The sequence below is a fragment of the Candidatus Bathyarchaeota archaeon genome (genome assembly GCA_026014685.1).
Lineage (GTDB): Archaea > Thermoproteota > Bathyarchaeia > Bathyarchaeales > Bathycorpusculaceae > Bathycorpusculum.
In genome coordinates this window covers 41,419-59,264 of the sequence record JAOZHW010000023.1, presented here as the reverse complement: position 1 = coordinate 59,264, position 17,846 = coordinate 41,419, and the positions used below count along the sequence as shown (strand labels likewise).

General features: G+C 43.6%; 20 protein-coding genes, 1 tRNA gene and 1 other RNA gene. 14 read left to right on the top strand and 8 right to left on the bottom strand.

Annotated features, from left to right (window positions below; all coding sequences use genetic code 11):
• Window positions 1-118: 118 nt before the first annotated feature.
• Window positions 119-197: transfer RNA gene (locus tag NWE96_12300), tRNA-Pro, on the top strand.
• Here the strand turns inward: NWE96_12300 and NWE96_12295 are convergent.
• Entirely contained in the window at window positions 176-2,047 is a 1,872-nt protein-coding gene (locus tag NWE96_12295) for a hypothetical protein (GenBank protein MCW3984749.1), read from the bottom strand. The genes NWE96_12300 and NWE96_12295 overlap by 22 nt on opposite strands.
• 297 nt (window positions 2,048-2,344) lie before the next feature.
• On the opposite strand from NWE96_12295, the gene NWE96_12290 reads away from it, so the two are divergent.
• Together NWE96_12290 and NWE96_12285 are read left to right on the top strand one after the other, a co-directional pair.
• The gene (locus NWE96_12290; protein ID MCW3984748.1) at window positions 2,345-3,607 is read left to right on the top strand and encodes a PAS domain S-box protein; all 1,263 of its coding nucleotides are present in this window, start codon (window positions 2,345-2,347) and stop codon (window positions 3,605-3,607) included.
• Window positions 3,589-4,911 (top strand): ATP-binding protein, encoded by a 1,323-nt coding sequence (locus NWE96_12285; GenBank protein MCW3984747.1) that lies wholly within the window; start codon window positions 3,589-3,591, stop codon window positions 4,909-4,911. Before NWE96_12290 ends, NWE96_12285 begins: the two co-directional genes overlap by 19 nt.
• Window positions 4,912-4,920: 9 nt before the next feature.
• Here the strand turns inward: NWE96_12285 and NWE96_12280 are convergent, their stop codons facing one another.
• A complete protein-coding gene (locus tag NWE96_12280; GenBank protein MCW3984746.1) occupies window positions 4,921-5,832 on the bottom strand; it encodes a 4Fe-4S binding protein in 912 nt (303 codons plus the stop codon).
• Between the two features lie 122 nt (window positions 5,833-5,954).
• On the opposite strand from NWE96_12280, the gene sufC reads away from it, so the two are divergent.
• The 5 genes from sufC to NWE96_12255 all read left to right on the top strand — a co-directional run bounded on the left by sufC (window position 5,955) and on the right by NWE96_12255 (window position 10,785).
• Complete coding sequence (gene sufC / locus NWE96_12275; GenBank protein ID MCW3984745.1) at window positions 5,955-6,731, top strand: Fe-S cluster assembly ATPase SufC; 777 nt, start codon at window positions 5,955-5,957, stop codon at window positions 6,729-6,731.
• Entirely contained in the window at window positions 6,728-7,852 is a 1,125-nt protein-coding gene (locus NWE96_12270) for a SufD family Fe-S cluster assembly protein (GenBank protein MCW3984744.1), read from the top strand. The genes sufC and NWE96_12270 overlap by 4 nt, the downstream gene beginning before the upstream one ends.
• A 149-nt stretch (window positions 7,853-8,001) precedes the next feature.
• Window positions 8,002-8,299: RNase P RNA component (rnpB, locus tag NWE96_12265), an RNA gene on the top strand.
• Window positions 8,300-8,312: 13 nt separating this feature from the next.
• Window positions 8,313-9,449: a site-specific integrase gene (locus NWE96_12260; protein MCW3984743.1), complete on the top strand. Its 1,137-nt coding sequence runs from the start codon at window positions 8,313-8,315 to the stop codon at window positions 9,447-9,449.
• A gap of 148 nt (window positions 9,450-9,597) precedes the next feature.
• Window positions 9,598-10,785, top strand: coding sequence for a phospholipase D family protein (locus tag NWE96_12255; protein ID MCW3984742.1), 1,188 nt, complete (start codon window positions 9,598-9,600; stop codon window positions 10,783-10,785).
• A 152-nt stretch (window positions 10,786-10,937) separates the two neighbouring features.
• Here the strand turns inward: NWE96_12255 and NWE96_12250 are convergent, their stop codons facing one another.
• Window positions 10,938-11,087, bottom strand: a complete 150-nt coding sequence (locus NWE96_12250; protein ID MCW3984741.1) for a hypothetical protein — start codon at window positions 11,085-11,087, stop codon at window positions 10,938-10,940.
• Between the two features lie 298 nt (window positions 11,088-11,385).
• On the opposite strand from NWE96_12250, the gene NWE96_12245 reads away from it, so the two are divergent.
• Complete coding sequence (locus NWE96_12245) at window positions 11,386-12,111, top strand: hypothetical protein (GenBank protein ID MCW3984740.1); 726 nt, start codon at window positions 11,386-11,388, stop codon at window positions 12,109-12,111.
• Window positions 12,112-12,243: 132 nt separating this feature from the next.
• Here NWE96_12245 and NWE96_12240 read toward each other — a convergent pair whose 3' ends face one another.
• Both NWE96_12240 and NWE96_12235 read right to left on the bottom strand, forming a co-directional pair.
• Window positions 12,244-12,390, bottom strand: a complete 147-nt coding sequence (locus tag NWE96_12240; GenBank protein MCW3984739.1) for a hypothetical protein — start codon at window positions 12,388-12,390, stop codon at window positions 12,244-12,246.
• Between the two features lie 45 nt (window positions 12,391-12,435).
• Window positions 12,436-12,759 (bottom strand): DUF5658 family protein, encoded by a 324-nt coding sequence (locus tag NWE96_12235; protein MCW3984738.1) that lies wholly within the window; start codon window positions 12,757-12,759, stop codon window positions 12,436-12,438.
• Between the two features lie 526 nt (window positions 12,760-13,285).
• Between NWE96_12235 and NWE96_12230 the strand changes: the two genes are divergently transcribed.
• The 3 genes from NWE96_12230 (at window position 13,286) to NWE96_12220 (ending at window position 15,687) form a co-directional block, all read left to right on the top strand.
• Complete coding sequence (locus NWE96_12230; GenBank protein ID MCW3984737.1) at window positions 13,286-13,408, top strand: hypothetical protein; 123 nt, start codon at window positions 13,286-13,288, stop codon at window positions 13,406-13,408.
• A 152-nt stretch (window positions 13,409-13,560) separates the two neighbouring features.
• Window positions 13,561-14,781 carry a hypothetical protein gene (locus NWE96_12225; protein ID MCW3984736.1) on the top strand — a complete coding sequence of 407 codons (1,221 nt, stop codon included), beginning with the start codon at window positions 13,561-13,563 and terminating at the stop codon, window positions 14,779-14,781.
• Between the two features lie 66 nt (window positions 14,782-14,847).
• On the top strand, window positions 14,848-15,687 hold the full coding sequence (locus NWE96_12220) for a CBS domain-containing protein (protein ID MCW3984735.1): 840 nt from the start codon (window positions 14,848-14,850) through the stop codon (window positions 15,685-15,687).
• Between the two features lie 54 nt (window positions 15,688-15,741).
• Here the strand turns inward: NWE96_12220 and NWE96_12215 are convergent, their stop codons facing one another.
• Both NWE96_12215 and NWE96_12210 read right to left on the bottom strand, forming a co-directional pair.
• The gene (locus NWE96_12215) at window positions 15,742-16,029 is read right to left on the bottom strand and encodes a hypothetical protein (GenBank protein MCW3984734.1); all 288 of its coding nucleotides are present in this window, start codon (window positions 16,027-16,029) and stop codon (window positions 15,742-15,744) included.
• A gap of 60 nt (window positions 16,030-16,089) precedes the next feature.
• Entirely contained in the window at window positions 16,090-16,617 is a 528-nt protein-coding gene (locus NWE96_12210) for a YkgJ family cysteine cluster protein (protein ID MCW3984733.1), read from the bottom strand.
• Window positions 16,618-16,743: 126 nt separating this feature from the next.
• Here NWE96_12210 and NWE96_12205 point away from each other — a divergent pair, with 126 nt between their 5' ends.
• Window positions 16,744-16,944, top strand: a complete 201-nt coding sequence (locus NWE96_12205) for a hypothetical protein (protein MCW3984732.1) — start codon at window positions 16,744-16,746, stop codon at window positions 16,942-16,944.
• Window positions 16,945-17,052: 108 nt separating this feature from the next.
• Entirely contained in the window at window positions 17,053-17,310 is a 258-nt protein-coding gene (locus NWE96_12200; GenBank protein ID MCW3984731.1) for a hypothetical protein, read from the top strand.
• 53 nt (window positions 17,311-17,363) lie between these two features.
• Here the strand turns inward: NWE96_12200 and NWE96_12195 are convergent, their stop codons facing one another.
• Complete coding sequence (locus NWE96_12195; GenBank protein MCW3984730.1) at window positions 17,364-17,825, bottom strand: flavodoxin domain-containing protein; 462 nt, start codon at window positions 17,823-17,825, stop codon at window positions 17,364-17,366.
• Between the last annotated feature and the right edge of the window lie 21 nt (window positions 17,826-17,846).

Here is a 17,846-nt window from a genome sequence, read left to right as displayed (position 1 = left end):
TAAATGCAAGACGGCTTTAACTAACAGGCATAGAACCGGGCTTGCTGTATCCAGAAGATTTAAGTTCATATACGTATTGAAAAACCCTCAAATCCCCAAACGATGGCGCATAAATCGTGGGGCCGTCGTCTAGCATGGATTAGGATACATGCCTGGGGCGCATGCGATCCTGGGTTCAAATCCCAGCGGCCCCACCACCCTTTCGGTCACCTCTGCTCTTCCTAACACGGATAGCTGCACCTGTTACGGTCATTACAGCCGCAATGATGACTACTGCAACACCAAAGAACAACAGTGATTTTGGCGGAGGCGTCGGAAAGCGAACTATTTGAGTGGTGGGATCCGCTTTTTCTGTTGTGCCACCAACTTGAAAATTCTTCAATGCAACAGCGCTGTCCACGTTGTTTGCCATTATCAATACTACTTGGTCGTTGTCAAGTGTGTTTATTGGTTCAGATAGTTGACTTGTTCCCTCTTTATCTTGGACTTTTATCGTTAAGCTGTCTTTGGAAATTTCAGTAAAAACCGTGTACCATTCGCCTATGTTTATGGCGTCTGTGGCATTGAAGAAAACCGTGCTTAGGTTGCCTTGTTTTAACGCGGTTATGTCGCGGTTGGCTAAGCCTTGAGCAGTAAAATTGTACTGTCCAGTGGCGGTTTTCTTTAAGATAAAGCAGAATTGGTTGTTTATGGTATCGTTGAAATCGTTGGGTAACGCAAGCGGTTGCAAACCCGGTGGTATGTTCTCTGGAACCACGATGGTTTTGGCGGGCACTTGGATGGTTTGTATGATTCGGTTTCGGCTTCTGATTGTGTGCTCTGTTGCGGGCAAAGTCAGAGTCATAGTTTTTACCTCTGAAGTGCTCTGCCCTGTGGAGAGAACGTTAAAGCTGTAACTAAAAGAACTGTTAACTTCTATTGGGGCAGCTAGAAAATCCTTAACACCCATGTAGGGGCGAATTGCTATGTCGCTAACGGGTATACCGACGACATAATTGTAGGTTTCAGATTGGAACTGCAAAAGCTGGGGCGGACCGATCAAGACTGCAACTTTTTCGCTGTCGGCGCCTGCGTATGTTTGGTTGCCGCTACAGGTTGCACTAATGTAGTAGGTTCCGTCTTTTGTGAAATTCCAAAGGAAAGCGTAATTTCCATTTTCATCTGTGATGGTTTTGTTGTATTGTATGTTTCCCTCGCTCTTGACGTAGATTGTGACGTTGCAGTTGGGGATGTTTGGCTCTATTGTTCCCCAAATCAGCAGAGAGCGATTAGTTTCTTTTGGAGCTGAAGAAAAATCAATGCTTACTTTGATGGGCAATAATGTTGATAGACTGCATGAAACCTGGCCTGGCGATGTCTGCTCGCAGTCCTCTATAGGGATGACTTGGTAAACTGTCTCCGCCATGCGGGCCGGTTGGTCGCCTACTTTCCAGTTTGCTAAAGGGGTGGCTTCTGCAGTCCAGTAAGTTTTATTGTTAAATTCCACGCTGGTGGATGAGAAAAACAGGGTTTTGTAAACGGGTTCTTGAGGTAAGTTCACTCCGACGTTCATGTGGGCAAAATCTGTCGCGGTATATTTTATCAAAATTACATCTAATCCGCCGGCTTTCATGATGGAAGCAGCCAGCAGTGAAACGGCGCCGCAGTCGCCCTCATTTTCTATAAGGGTTTCAACGGGGTATTTGGCGCCAGTGATCTTGTAGGGTATTTGATGGACAAAATCGAGTACTTCGTTGGCGAATTGCTCTTCTGGATATGGTAACCCTTGAGTTAGGTTTCGGATAGTATCTGCGATTGGTTGAACTATTTGAGGTGTTATGAATTTTGCGTATTCTGCGTCGTTTTTTATGATGTGTGATAGATTGTTGTAATATTCATAGAGGGAGGGCGGGGTTGAAACAACAAGGGGTTGGTTTAGAAGGGTATAGTGCGATTCATAGGTTGTTGCGGCGTTTTGACTCGGTATTGAAGAGTCGGCAGGCAAGATAAGCAGCAAAGAAAATGAAACTACCCAGAGAATGGTGCAGGTTCTGTTTAATGCACCCATCTGATACACAACTAACTAAGTCTTGGGGAGTATTTGGTTTGATAAATAGTTTTTCCAGAATTCAATTATTAATGACAAATTACATCTGCTAGCTGTTTTCTTTGTTTAAACCGAATTTTTGCACCTATAATATTAAAAGGATGACTCAGATTATTTATTCTGCGAAGTCCAGCATTATATCAATCCGTCAAATGAATTATTTGATTTTTTTCCAGCACCTTTTCGTTTTTTATAATTGTCTCTAGCAAAAAACTTATAAAAACGACCAAGCGAAAACTTGGTAAAGGGACTCTGTTTATGGTGACTAGCCGAGAAGGGGACTTGGAATTTCATGTTATTGCTGATTTCTTGTTTGATTGGGAGTACTGGATTGCTCCCGACGGCAAATTATTGTTTGTTTCTCCCTCATGCAAACGCATAACAGGTTACAGCGCCGAGGAATTCATAAGTAACCCTAAATTGTTAACAGAAATAATCCACCCCGACGATAAACCGTGGATAGCTAATCATTTTGGAAACGTAACAAAGGCTGAAATGCACACCTACGATTTCCGCATCGTCAAACCAAACGGCGAAGTACGCTGGATTTCCCATGCTTGTCAACCCGTTTTTGGTGAAAAAGGCGAGTTTCTGGGTCGCCGAACCAGTAACCGGGATGTAACTGACCGCAAAGAAGCCGAGAAACAAACCCAAGCTTGGGAAAGCCGCTTTCGAGAAACACTCAACGGTTTACTGGAAGGTTTTCAGATTATCGGACGCGACTGGCGATACATCTACGTTAATGAGGCGGCTGCAAAACAGGGCCGTGCAACTGTAAATCAATTGATAGGAAAGAAGATGACTGACGTTTATCCAGGCGTCGAAAAAACAGCTATGTTCCAAAAGCTGCAGAAATGTATGGATGAAAAAATCTCGTTAGTTATGGAAAACGAGTTTTTGTTTCCAAATGGAGAGAGGGGCTGGTTTGAGTTAAGTGTACAGCCTGTTGCGGAAGGCATTTTTGTTTTATCACAGGACATTACCCAGCGTAAAAAAGCTGAAATGGAGCTTGCTAGAAGCGAGAGGCGTTGGGCTGCTACTCTTTCCAGCATCGGAGATGCAGTTATAGCAACGGATACCGATGCACATATCACTTTCATGAACCATGTGGCTGAAAAGTTAACAGGCTGGACTTTTTCAGAGGCAAAACAAAAGCCCTTGCAAGAAGTCTTCCGTATAGTAAATGAAAAGACCCGTAAAGCGGTTAAGAATCCAGTTGTAAAAGTGCTCGAGAAAGGCGTTATTGTCGGGTTGGCTAACCATACTGTTCTGATCCGCAAAAACGGCGACGAAATCCCCATAGATGACAGCGGAGCGCCGATTCGGGGGGATTCTGGCGAGATTTCGGGTGTAGTGCTGGTTTTCCGCGATATTTCTGAGCGCAAAAAAGCTGAAGAAGAAATCAATAATTTAGCAAAATTTCCCGAAGAAGACCCAAACCCCGTGCTTAGAGTTGCAGAGAATGGCAAAATTCTCTACGCAAATAGAGCATCCAAGTTTTCTTGCAAAACAATGAGCTAAGCCAAATCACCCAAAACGTCCAAAAAACTATTCAAACAGGGAGACGCCGAACCGTAGAATTTAGCCATAAAGAAAAAACATATCTTTTTACGTTTGCCCCTTTTCCGAAAGAAGGTTATGTTAACGTTTATGGTATAGACATCACTGAAAGCAAGGAAAAAGACCGCGAACTTATTCAAGAAAAGAAAAAGTTAGACGCAATCACGCAAAGCCTCGGAACAGGTGTGGTTGTTATCGACAAGGATTTCAGGATAACTTGGATAAACAAACTGGCCTCTGAAGAGCTAAAGGAGTTTCTAGGCAAAAAATGCTATTCCGCTCTTCATAACCGCAAAAATATGTGTTCAAAGTGTGGCGTCAAAAAGGTCTTCGAAAGAGGTGTAAGCATCGACATTCATCAATGCTGCTATGCTGATAGTAACGGGCATCCCCAGTGGATAGAACTCATAGCTACACCCGTTAAAGATGAAACAGGAAACGTAGTTTCCGCTGTAGAGGTCGTCTTAGACATCACTGAAAAGAAGGATATGCAAGCTAAACTTGAGGAGTACTCAAAGAGGCTGGAAATGCTGGTTGATACTCGGACAAAACAATTAGAGGATGTGCAGTTGCGTTTGATTAAGTCTGAGCGGCTTGCAGCAATCGGCGAATTGGCGGGGATGATTGGGCACGACCTGCGTAACCCGCTTTCAGGGATCAAAAATTCGGCGTATTTTCTCAAAAAGAAAGGAGTAGCCATCGAGCCTAAGCAATTTTCTGAGATGCTTCAGACAATCGACAGGTGTATCGAGAGTTCAAACAAAATAATTAACGACTTGCTGGATTATTCAAGGGAGATTCATTTAGAAATCAATGAAACCACGCCGCAAAGGTTGGTAGCTAAGAGTTTAGCTGCTGTTGAAGTGCCTCCAAAAGTTAAGATCCGAAATAGGGTAACCGATCGATACCCCATCAAAGTTGACGAAGATAAACTGCAGAGAGTATTCATTAATTTAATAAAAAACGCAATCGATGTGCTACCCAACGGTGGAATAATAACTCTTGGCAGTGCCCAAAACAACGGATGCTTAGAATTCAGGATAACCGATAATGGCTGTGGAATTCCCAAAGAAGTCGTGCCTAAACTGTTTGCGCCTTTGGTTACAACTAAAGCTCAGGGGATGGGTTTTGGTTTGGCTATCTGTAAACGAATCCTCGAAGCACACGGAGGCTCAATCAATGTGGAGAAAACCTCCAAGAAGGGAACCACATTTCTGATAACTATACCAACAAACGCTAACAACATTACCCAAGCTATTGTCTAAGAAAATTAATCACCTGTTCGACTGATCTAACCAGTTCCTTGAACTCCAAATCCGCCGCGAAGAAAAACATACACTCAAACACTCCTGCTCTGGGCACATCTCAACACACCGCAAACAAACGGTGCACATTGTTGTTTGTATTGGGCCGTCTTTTTTCTCGTACACTTCGGTGACTTGTAGGGGGCAGACTCTTTGGCAGATACCGCATTTGGTGCATTTTTCGCCGTTTTTGCTTAACCTAAGAAGCGGCAGCCAGCGGAGCGCTCGGAACCTGTTTAATGCGCCAAAGGATATGCCTGTGGGGCAGAAGCGGCACCAGAAACGTCGAACCTTAAACGACGCAGCCAAAACTGCGCCCACAAAAACATAAGACAGAGGCAAAGCGATGCCTGTATCTCTTAAGTACAGCAAGATTTCGCCTACATAGGGAAAAGTCCAATAGCGCCCATTTATTTCAAACAACGCACCAAACGGTGGGTTCCAGGGTAAAACAGGGGTTTGCAAGGGCTCCAATAGAAAAGCGTAAACTGAGAAGGGGGGTCGCATCCACAGAAAATTTGAAAACTCAAAAGATGAACCAGTACTCAGCAGAAAGATTGGAATCGCCAGCGCGAAGATGCATGCGGCGGTGATGTAGCGGCTTTTGTGCAGCGCCAAGTTGAGTCTGTTTGGCAGCGACCAATGTGGAACCTTGAGTGCTCTTCGAAGCAATGTCACTGTGTCCATGTATAATCCGAATGGACACATCCAACCACAGAAAAGTCGCCCAAGCAAGAATGTTGCCCCAAATATCAGAAGTAGCAGCAGTCCTTTCCAGATGCCGATTATGGCGACGTAAAAAATGATTAGCAGAAAGATGCACTGAGTAATGAATCTGAGTGTGCTTACGCGTTTTGTTTTGTCCGCTGCCCAGTTAACCATAACTTCCCCCGTAAACGTATTTCTTTAGCAAAACGGCTGCTTTGTTTCTGTTAGAGGAGGGGTGAAGTTGGTTTAAGTATGTTTCTAAACAAATCCTGTTAGTTATCACAAGGTTATTTTATTTGGTTAACACTTCTTTTGTCATGGACATTCTTGAAGTTAAGGGCTTAACCGTTAAAGTCGAAGGAAAAACCATCCTAAACGACTTAACGTTTACCCTAAAAGAAGGCGCAAGCCACATCCTTTTTGGACCTAACGGTTCAGGAAAAACCACTCTGATAAGCACCCTAATGGGGTTACCTGGCTACGAAGTAGTCTCAGGGCAAATCCTCTTCCAGGGAATCGATATAACCAACAAAGGCGTAGATGAGAGAGCAAAACTGGGCATAATCGTAAGCTTCCAAAACCCCCCTGAAATTACAGGTGTGAAACTGGGTGATTTGCTCAAGCTCTGTTTGGGTAAATCCTCAACAGAAGAGTTTAGCCCAGAAGAGATGGCGCAGATAGAAGCATTCCGATTGACCAGTTTCTTGAATCGGGATGTGAATCTGGGTTTCAGCGGCGGCGAAAGGAAACGCTCTGAAATTTTGCAGTTGATTTTCCTTAAGCCCAAGTTGCTTTTGCTGGATGAGCCTGACTCAGGCGTTGACGTAGAAAGTTTACGTATGATATCGACAGAAATCCAAAAGTACGTTGAACAAACAGGTGCCTCAGCTTTAATCATCACCCATAAAGGCGACATCATGGAGAAAATCAAAGCCACATACGGCTGCATACTACTCAAGGGACAATTTCACTGTTTCCGAGATCCGATGCGTATATACGATGACATCAAAAACTTGGGCTACGAAGAATGCGTAGCATGTAGAATACGCACAAGCGAGGGCTGGAAAAAATGAGTAAAGAAAGCGACTTAACTAAAATCCCACATGAAATCCTCCAAGAAGCTCAAAAGGCAGGGCTTGAACTCGAAGAGAAGAACCGTTCAGGCACATTTATGCACCTAAACCAGCAAACCGTGGCATCCAAGGTTAACGAGCTCTATGAAGGCAAACTGGAACTGATGGACATCAAAGCCGCACTCAAAAAATACCCGTGGCTTGAGGAATACCGCTGGAAGCTGGTTAACAAAGACAAAGACGAATACACTAAAAAGGTGGCGGAGGACTATAGTGGCGGCTACTTCATGCGTATCTTAAAAGGCGCTGAAATCGCGTTTCCCTTACAGTCTTGTCTTCTGATAACACAACGGAATTTAGAGCAACGAGTTCACAACATCATAATCGCCGAAGAAGACTCCAAAGCACACATAATCACCAGTTGCCTACAGCACTCAACCGTTCCCAACGCCGCGCATTTGGGTATATCTGAAATCTACGTCAAAAAAGGCGCCATGCTAAACTTCACTATGATTCACCAGTGGAGCGAAAACACACTGGTTCGCCCAAGAAGCGCCTCTCAAATAGACGACAACGCAACCTTCGTCTCAAACTACGTCTGCATGCGCCCAGTCCGCGATGTACAGATGTACCCTGTTGCGTACTGTAGAGGTAAACAATCCCGCGTTAGCTTTAACAGCATCCTCTATGGACACAAAAACAGCCAACTCGACACAGGCTCCAAAGCAGTCCTGACAGGTGAAGGAAGCAAAGCCGAAATGGTCAGCCGCGCAATCGCCCGCGAAGGCTCCAAGATGATTGTTCGCGGAATGATTGAGGGGCACACACCAGACTGCAAGGGACACTTGGAATGCAAGGGGTTGATTATGGATAACGAATCATTCATGCAATCCATCCCAGAGTTGATCGCCACCAAGAAAGGTGTCGAAATCACCCATGAAGCAGCTGTGGGTAAAATCAGCGAAAGAGAAATCACTTACCTGATGACTCGACGCTTAACGCGTGAGCAGGCGGTTTCGTTGATTATTCGCGGTTTCATGGATGTCGGGATTTTGGGGTTGCCTGACGCGTTGAATAAAGAAATCAAGGCGATTGTTGATTCGTCAGCGGCAGCAGACTGAACAGCCGCTTATTTAGTGGCGCATACGTTTCCGTATCCGTACCTGCTGGAATCACGCGACGTCTCAGCAGCTACCTCCCCTCCCTTATTTAAAGGCGGACATGGACGGCTACCTTTATCGGTTACGGCTGTGCATTTCAATGTGGGCTGGTGTGTTGGTGTGTGGCTATCGCCCCTTTAGGGGTGAGGAAACTCCGCCCACACGCAGAAGTGCAGTGCCCTCAGGGTACAGACCGAGAGGTTTGGCAACGGAGCAGAAACGAAACGTCCACCCAGATATGGCTATGACGCATTTGTGATGCAGAGTCCGCTGGAGTGGAAACGGTGAAACGGCCGTCCTGCATGTGGAAAGGGCAAACAGTCGCCGATGAAGTATCTGCCGGAAGGCGCGGGTAGCCCGATTAGCCGAATGCCACAGACAACAGAAGGCGGGTTATTGCCAATACACCAGCCCAAAACCCTTGTCAGATGAACAGAAGATACCTGATGTTTTAATGGTATCACCTTCTGTTATTCTAAACAGTGAAGCCTTGCTCTATTGGCAAAAGGAGCTTAGCAACCGTAACGAAAAAACAGCGGAACGATACTTCAAATACTTTGTTAAATACTGTGAATACCTTGGGAAAACTCCTGATATCATTCTAAGCGAAAGACTCAAAGAATGCATTGATCCAGATATGAAAATACGTAGACACTATGAAAGTGAACTTAACCAATTTATAGCACTCCAACGGAAACAGGGCTTTAAGGCTGCAACGTTACAGGTAATTTGGGCGTCTATCCGCTCATTTTTCGAGCTACATTATGTTCCCTTAGTGATGCGTAAAGGCGACTACCCCACAGGAGACAGTGAGGGAGTAAAACGAGCTACCGATGATGCAATACGAAAAGCCTTAAGCCGAAATAATAAGCTGTCTTTTCAAAGTAAACCACTTATTCTATTTGCCAAAGATACAGGGTTAAGAATTAGTGACATCGTAGCTTTAAAATGCGGAAACATACCTGAACAAATCGAAAAAGGAATTTGCCCTATACAGATTAATTTGATATCGCAAAAAACTAACCTTTTAACTAAAACCTTCATCGGTAAAGAAGCTATTGATGCACTAAGGGAATATTTTAGAAAACGTGAACAGGGTTCAAAATGGAACAGGGAAATAATTCCAGAAAAAATAACTCCTTCGAGCCCTCTATTTAGGAAATGGGTATCAGGGAATGTTCAGCATATGCATCGTATAAGTGCAACCCACATAATTAGCGACGCTTTCAATGAAATAGGTGAATTTAGAATGTCAGCGCATAGTCTACGCAAGCGATTGCAGACACAGTTAGAAAAGGGCGGTATGCCTACTAACTGGATTGACCAGGTTTTAGGTCATAAATTAATCAATAGTCGGGATGCTTACAGCTTACCAACTGATGAAGAGCTAAAAGATGCATACCTGAAAGCATATCCAATGGTGGCAGTTTTAGAGGATTTACAACAAAAACAAACAATCCAGCAAACTGAAACTCAGCAATCAGTCACAGAGATGACACCCGACATGACAAAAGCACTTAGTATATTAGTAAAATTTGCTAAATCACTAAGTGAATAACTCCCTTAGGGGTATTTTTAAATGTCCCGTGACCTTGGCACGAGTTGGCTAAAATCGATTTGAGAAGTGCTCGCTCAGTATGTATTTTTAATCCTTAACTCTTAAATTTTGAACATATTAATCTAAGAATATCAAGGACAAGGGTAGCATGAAAACTTATTCTGGTACAAATGCTGGCTCAAAAATCAGACCTTTAATAGATAACGCAAAGGAGTCTGTTTGGGTAATAACTCCTTGGTTAGGCAAGGAATATGCAGAGTTGCTTGCTCATCTTTCTCAAAAGGGCATTGATGTCAGAATAATAACAAGCAGAGTTGATTATAACATCGAGTCAATAAAAATATTAAATGCATGTATGAATGCAAATTTGCGCATCTTAATACTCGACAAAGAGAAAACGAGTGATAACAGTGTGTTCGTTCATGCGAAAATCTATCTCTCAGACAAAAGACACGCAATATCGGGGTCGGCTAATTTAACGTATAGTGGGTTGAATTCAAACGTAGAAACTCTAAGCATTGCTGAGACTGAGGAAGAAGTTCAACGGATTGAAAGGGACTTTATGAGTTTGTGGTTTAAATATGAGAGCAAAAGTGTTTCAAAGGAAGAAATAGTAAATAATACAGCACTCGCAATCAAGAACTCTTTTACCGTAAACGTAAATTTTGGAGACCATCATAATAGTGAATTAACGTTTTATCCCTATTATTTTTTTGAATATATTTTAAGAGGGGCCGTAAGGAATCCGCCATTGGTGTTCGAAGATAGAGGGGTTCTATTAATCAATGGTATTACTAGAGATATTGTCAGCGACGATTCTGAACTTACAAATGAATTTGTTAACAGACCCGTGACTGATTACGTTCTTGAAACAGAAGGAAAGTTTAAGGTTGAGATCCTTCGACCAAATATTTCTAATTTTTATGAAGCAAAAGAGTTAGCATTTGATTATATCATACGAAAAAATACCCGAAGATACAAGCAGTATTACCAAAATCGAGGCGGTTACGGAGGGGTAACAGGTTATGATAGACTTTATGTTCCACGTAAATATGAAATTTCCTTCTTAAAGAATTATTTTGTTAGTGTTCCAATATGGGTTTTTGACCAGAAAATGTCCGACGGGCTTATTCATAGCAGGACAGTTTTAGCATCGTCAGGAAAGGTTTGGCGTGAGAAAGTCTACTGCCCTTTATGTAATCAGAAGGTTCTGATAAGGGACTTAGTTCCTTGTGAAAACTGTGGAAAACTACTATGCACTGGATGTGTAAAGCAAGCTGGCTTAATTTTTAAGAAAAAATTTTGTCCGCCTTGTTATCAAACACATTCCACATAAGCGTCGCTCCCGCTTGCGCGGGTCGCTCCGCTTTCCGTTTGGGTTTGGGGCAACTGACACCTCGCGTAGCGGAGGACCCCATCCTAAAGGATACCTCCCCGCACGCAAGGGCTCTGTCAGTTGCACGTCCCAAAACCGCTTAGGGATAGCATCTATGAGTAAGCTTTCAGTATCAGAAAGTCTCCTTCTAGCGACCAGAATTTGTGTTTTTCTTTGGCTATTGTTTGTAGCTTTTTTAGGGGTAAACTTTCTATTCTTGAGCCTTTTCTTGTTGAGATTTTGAGAAGAACAGTTTGAGTCAACTAACCACCCCGTGTATTTGGCTAAAACACACAGATAAAGCTTATATCTAGAACGCCACCGTTTAGTCTTTGGTGAATAAAGTATGAGCCAAACCAACAATACGAAAAATTACTGCACAGAGAAGGCGGGTTATTGCCAATACACCAACCCAATGCGCCTATTTCTGCCCTCTTTCGCCATCGTTGAAGAAGTAAAAAGTAGGGAGCGAGCTACCACAAGGGTTGCCGCCGACAATACGCTCGCTACAGTAAGTACAATAAGTAAATTATATAACATGTTAGGCGCTAATACCGTAGTATGGCGAAAACAAGAAACGCTTTATCTTTATTTCTTGTAGTTATCTTAGCTGCATTTGTTCCGATAATGAGTGAGACAACCAATGCTCAGTCAATTCCCAATCTATCACCGCCTCAATTTACAGTAAAGTTTGTTGACCGTTCTTATGATGTGCCTGTAACAACTTGGACAACAACTGACGCTTTTACTGGGCAACAAGTAACTAAAAGCAGTGGGGGAAACTATGTTGAGAACCGAACAATTGATGTTGTGGTAACAAATCAACCCTTTGCGCCAATAACACTTGATAATGGAACTATAATTCAATTGTATTATAGTGTGAGAACAAAGGGACATTTTGAAGACTGGAGTATTGTTTGGAGCGATGGAAGAACGACTAAAACAGTATTAGCGTCAAATCCTGAGTCTACGACAATTATTACTCTTATTTTAGACTCAAGCTTTAATGTACCGAACGGAGGTAAAGAGGACTTTCAAGTTAAAGCTGTAGCGGGATACTACGACAAACCCAAAACTCTTTCCGACCTATATTTTGGAGGAACGTTCCACAATTTAACTGAGAGTGACTGGACCGATACTCAAACAATAACCATTGGTCAGACTTCTGCTCCTTCTCCAAGCGTTCCAGAATATCCTTTCCTGTGGACCTTGCCTTTATTAGTAGTAATTCCTTTGATTACATTATTCTTTATGAAGAAGAGAATTCTTCTAAAAGCTTATAACTAGACTTGAAGAATAGCTGATTAGGAATAGCTATGATTGAAAGTAGAAAATTACTAAGCCCAAAGGCGGATTACTGCAAAACAAGATTGATTCACAAATCAATCGCAGGCGGCTTACAGCTAATGTTAGTTATGTTTAGATTTTTTTGTTATTCTTTGTTGTTGTGCATGCTATGTGGTGTTGGGTTATTTCGTGGTATACTACTTTGTCGAATTCTTTATCCTTGTAGGCTTGGCAGTATTGGCAGCACCATTCTTCGCAGTCTAATTTTTTATGTGGCATAAAAGAACAATGTCTAGAGGCTAATAAAAGGCATTTCTTGGAGAATTAAAGAATGACTGTTACGTTGTTGACGACGACGCCTGTGAGCATCAAGAAGGTTGCAAGGAAACTGACGTCTAATAGCCGTTTTGCGGGCATCCAATTCATCTTGATGCTTACATCAACAGCTTTGTAGAAGGCAAACCCTGCAGTTATTACGGCGAATAGTTTGACCACACTGAAGACCATCATGTTTGAACCCACAAGACCCGCCATTAGAGGGTTGGTTTCACTTGCCCCGTAAAACGTGACCCCTAATATGGTGGTTAGCCAGTCGGAGACGCCGACTAGGATCAAAGCAAATGGGAAGAGCAGGTCTTTTTTTATCATGATGGTCTCTCAGGTGTGTCCTTGGTATCTATATGGGCAAAGCGGCTCTTACCCTTTTCAAATGATAAAGTATACAACTGATATACGCCTGTACGTGTAGATAGACACTTTTATACAAAAACGCGACTGAATTATAGATATTAATTACAGATTAATGTATATCAGGTTGTTTTCTTGTTCTACAAGTCACTATATCAAGCAATCAAGCGCCTATTTCGCATGAATGCCACGCCACGGTCTCTTTATGGAAACGTTGACAAACAGCATACGACCGATTGAATTGGGGGCAATTGCCGCAATTCTTTGGGGGTTTTGGGTTTAGCCTATTCTCCATCTAAACACCTGCAAATGAAACTCGTTAAAACGCCTAATAGATGCATACTTCTAAAACAAAATACATGAAACAAACAAATGTTCTTGTTTTTGACATAATAGCAGCGTAGATTATTTTGCCTCAGATAACAAATCCCAGCGGAAATACTGCTTTTAAAATAAAAGCCAATTAAAGTAGGGTAAGTGAAAGGAAATGGCTGAAAATAACGTGTCTGTTGCAGAAGATAGCGAGTTTGCGTTGAAGTGCCGTATGGCGCTTGAAAAGAGCTGGGGTGTGAGCATCCCGACTCCAAAAGGCCTCAAAAGCTGCAGATAACCTGCTTAAGTGCTTATTTCTAGAACCTGTAAAAAGAGTCTATTGACGCCTCGTCGTTAGGCTGCTCAATCGGTGTCTAAGAAGCTTTAGTCAAGGTTTCTTGACGAAAAACGCTTTAAACCCACATCCACTCACGGCATAACCGATTAGAAATGAAAACAAAACGCCTCTTACCCCTAAGCCTAATCTTCGGTTTTTTGCTGTTAATCCTTCCTTCACTTGCATATGAGCCAACGGTCGGCGTAAAAGAGGGCGACTGGATCGAGTACAACATCACTGTCTCCGGCAGGGGCACGCCGCCTCCGACCCATGACGTACGATGGATGCGTATAGCCGTTTTAGAGGTCGACGGCGCAGCTTTTTCGGTTAATCTCACTGCTTGGTATGCCAACGGAACACTTGGTAGCGCCATCTGGAAATTCAACTTTACCGAGGGAAACGTAGGAGGCTGGATAATCATCCCTTCAAACCTCTGCGCAGGCGACAAATTCTTTGATTCCTCGATACACAACCACAAACCCGTTAACGTAACAATCCAAGGTGAATCACAAAAAAATGTGCTGGGTGCGCCTCGAGCGGTGACATGGGGGAACGACTCGTTTAGGCATAAAGAGTGGGATAAGGCTACTGGTGTGTTTGTGGGTTCATCGGAGACTTACCGCAACGTGACCAATAAGGATGGCTGGTACATCGAAGACTTAACCGTAACCATAGAAGCAACCGCAACCAACATGTGGAGCCCCCAGCCCATAATGGAACTAAACCCAGCCGCCTTCTACGCATGGGTCATCGGTGGAGCGTTGACAGTTTCAATTTCCGCTGTGATTGTCGTCCGCAGAAAAAAGATCACTTTAACCCAAAAACAGAAAAAAATCGCAGGAATCAGCCTCCTCACCGCCTTTGTAGTCACCATTGGAGCCATAGCCATAACACCCATCAACGAAAGCCAAGTGCCCCTGAGTTTCCGCGAAATCAACCTACTCATGCAAACCATGTGGACAGGGCTGGTTTTGGTTAGCATGTGGTTTAGGAAAAAAGGCAACTACCTAATGCATGAAATCGTCATGTTGGTGGTTGTTTCTGCGACGGTGGTCAGTTTCTCCGCGGTTTTGGTTATGACCCCGCCAACTAGTGGTTCATGGAGCGATTACTTTAGCTCTACAGCTAACGTGGTTGCGGTTGTGGTGCATAGTGTGGTTTCGGTTCCAGCGATCGCTTTTGGGGTTTGGCTGGTGGCGCTCTGGAGACCAAACTCAGTATCGTACCCCGCAAAGAGTCGACGGGTAGCACAGTTGACTGCCGTTTTCTGGGTTCTGTCCTATGTGGTTGGGGTTTTGGATTTTGTCTTGCTACGGATGACCATTTTAGTGTAACAATTGTGTTTGTACGGTGGAAGATTAATTAGAGCTTTCAGCCATAATATTACGTGAGGGATTTTTTTGGCGACACCTCAAGAAGAAGTAAAAAGAAAGTTGCCAAGCGTCGTTGACATAGCATACGAACAGTACAAACGCGATCTACCCCTCTACCAAACAGCTAAAGAACTCATGAGCCCAAACGTTGAAACTATCACTCCTGACGCTTCGCTTGATGAAGCCGCCCGTTTGATGGGCAGCAAACACATCGGCAGCCTTATCGTCATGAAATACCGAACCCCCGTCGGAATAGTTACAGAACGAGATTTGCTGACTAAAGTTCTGGCTTTGGGACTCTTTTTGAGGGACGAAAAAGTCGAAGACGTCATGTCATTTCCTCTCTCAGGCATATCTGTGACTACGAAAATTAAAGATGTAGCTAGGCAGATGATCAGCAAAAAAGGCAGGCTTGCAGTTTTTGATGCGGGGGAACTTGTCGGCATCATTACAGCTTCTGATCTGATCAAAAGCTTACCGGATGTCCCAGAAACAGAGGTTAAAGTCGACCAATTCATGAGCAAAGAGGTAGTTACCGCAGACGAGGAAACATCAGTTTTTGATGTCGCAAAAACCATGGGTCGACAGCGCATCGGCAGCGTCATAATCACAAAAAAAGGTGAACCCTTCGGCATCTTCACTGAACGAGACTTGCTGACTAATTTTTTAGCTACAGGCAAACCGCTGTTCACATCTGTAGGACCTGAATGTTCCTCGCCGCTTACAGTCATAGCCGCAGGTACGAGTATTCATAGAACGGCTGCAACTATGGCGCTAAAGCACATCAGGCGACTACCCATAGTGAAAGACGACAAACTGGTAGGTATAATCACTGCCCGTGACCTCGTCGAAGCGTACTCAAAATAACCCTCTCTTTTTTTCTAAAAGAAAAGGAGGGCAAGAGGCTAATCCACTAAGCGATTAGTGCGTGCACTCAGTGATTTCGTTGCTTTCACTCAATTCTTTAAGGGATGGGGCTAAGTTAACTACGTCAGCTACTGCTAGAACCATCTTGACGGGTATGCATACAGTGGAGCTTCTGAACCTTTTTTTGAACCCTAACTCTTCAGCTGCAGTGTCAGTTAACTTTACGTACAAGTGATGAATCTGCCACGTTACAGTGTCTAAGCTTGCTCCTTTGACTTCACCAACTATGTATGCGCCTGCGCAGATTACTTTTTTTCCTAAAATCGTGTCAAAATTTATCAAAAATCTCACCACTATTAAGTAGGTTGCTATTTTTTTAAGGCTTTCGTAAAAACGCTCTATCTACACCTGTAAGTTAGCCATCTCCACCCATCTACGCAAGAGTCTAGACCGCGTCTCAGCTAAAACACGCTTATCACTTTCAGGCAGTTCAAGGTCTTGGGCAGTTAGAGCCACAATCTTGCCGATCAAAATCTGCGTGGCTTTAGTTATTTCATCTTTAGGAAAAGTTTTTACGACCTCCACGCCCGCACAGCAACTTGAAAACGGAAAATTCAGCGCCAACTCCACCGTGTTACGCTCATAATCGTAATCTACGATGGTGAAGGGCTCCAACTTGCAAACCGCAGGGCGCACCGAGTGGATTTGGCAGGTGTTGTCGCCTGTTAAGAACATGCAGGCGCCGTCTTTTTTGCGCTTAATCCAGTTCAGTCCATTCTCGTCAGTTTCATAGAAATCCTTGAACCCGCTGTCTTCTATGCGTTTCCGTTCGAATTCGTCTACGTCTGGGGGTTGCATGCGGCAGCAGACGCCACAGTTTTGGCATTGAAAACCGACGTTTTCGATGAATATGATTTTTGGGGTGTTCAAGGTATGTTTGGATGCGGTTGGAGGGTTATTTAGGTTGCGAGTGCGAAGCGGCGAAATGGCTGTTTTTGATGTGGATGTAACAGTTTTTAAGCGCCCTTGAGTTTATTATGTGGCTTTGTGGTTGGTATGCCTGAATCTGAGTATATGTCGCAGAAAACTCGAAACAAAAAAAGAGCCGTAGGCGCCATAGCTGTAATATTACTGCTAATCTTTACCGCACTGGCAATTTTGAATATCATCGATTTTTATGTCTGGATAATTGCTGATTTGGTTGTAGCTGGAATCGCGAACCTGCTTTTTAGGCGAATCGGCAGGGTTCCCCTGTAGAATTTTTATGTTTTTGTAAAGTTTTTTCCATGCATAAGCTGTGACTGTACCCCTGACACAGCAAACAATTATAAAGGAAAACCTCTGAATTTGACGTGTGGGTAAATTATGACTGAACTCTGCCTCATACCCAAAACAACGATGGAGATTGAATGCGTCTGCTTCGACCAGAAGCCCTGCGACATCCGCATAAACGACGGCGGCCACCTAGTCTGCAGGCACGGCAGCAACGAAGGCGTCGTGGACGGAGTTGCCAAAGTGATTTGCCCCCTCGAAATCGCCACAGAACAAGTCAAATGGGACATATTCTTAAGCCAAGAAAGAAGAGCAAACAGTGTTGAGAAAAAACACACAAAACATAAGTAAACAGCAACCGCAGAAAAGCAACTTCAAAATGAAAAGTTAGCGGAGCTCTAACTTCAACTTTTTTCCATTTTAACCATAATACCCTTTGCCCATTCACCCGCAGCAGCTATCTCGTCAGGTTTTGGGTGGCCTCTCTTCATCAAGATACCCTTCCAACCTCCATAAGCCGCAAAATGTTCCGCAAGCACTTTTTGACCTTTCCCCTCAAGGATTGCTCGTAGTTTTCCCAGCGCCATCTTGTCACTTCTCGGAGCACCGCCCCATGTTATAAACAGGGCAAACTGCTTTGGGTTTTTTAGGTTGAGGCCGTTTAAGAATTTAACAATGTCTTCGTTGGGTGTGCCCGCATAGAGACCTGTACCCAAAAAAATCAAATCGTACTCCTCCAAATTTAGTGTGGCAGATGTTGAAGTACTGGTTATCTTGACTGCTTCACAACCTATTTGCGTAGCCATCTGGTCAGCGAGTTTTTTAGTGTTACCACTTTTAGAGGCATAAAGAATTATTGTTTTCAAAAGACTCACCTGTTTGAGTTA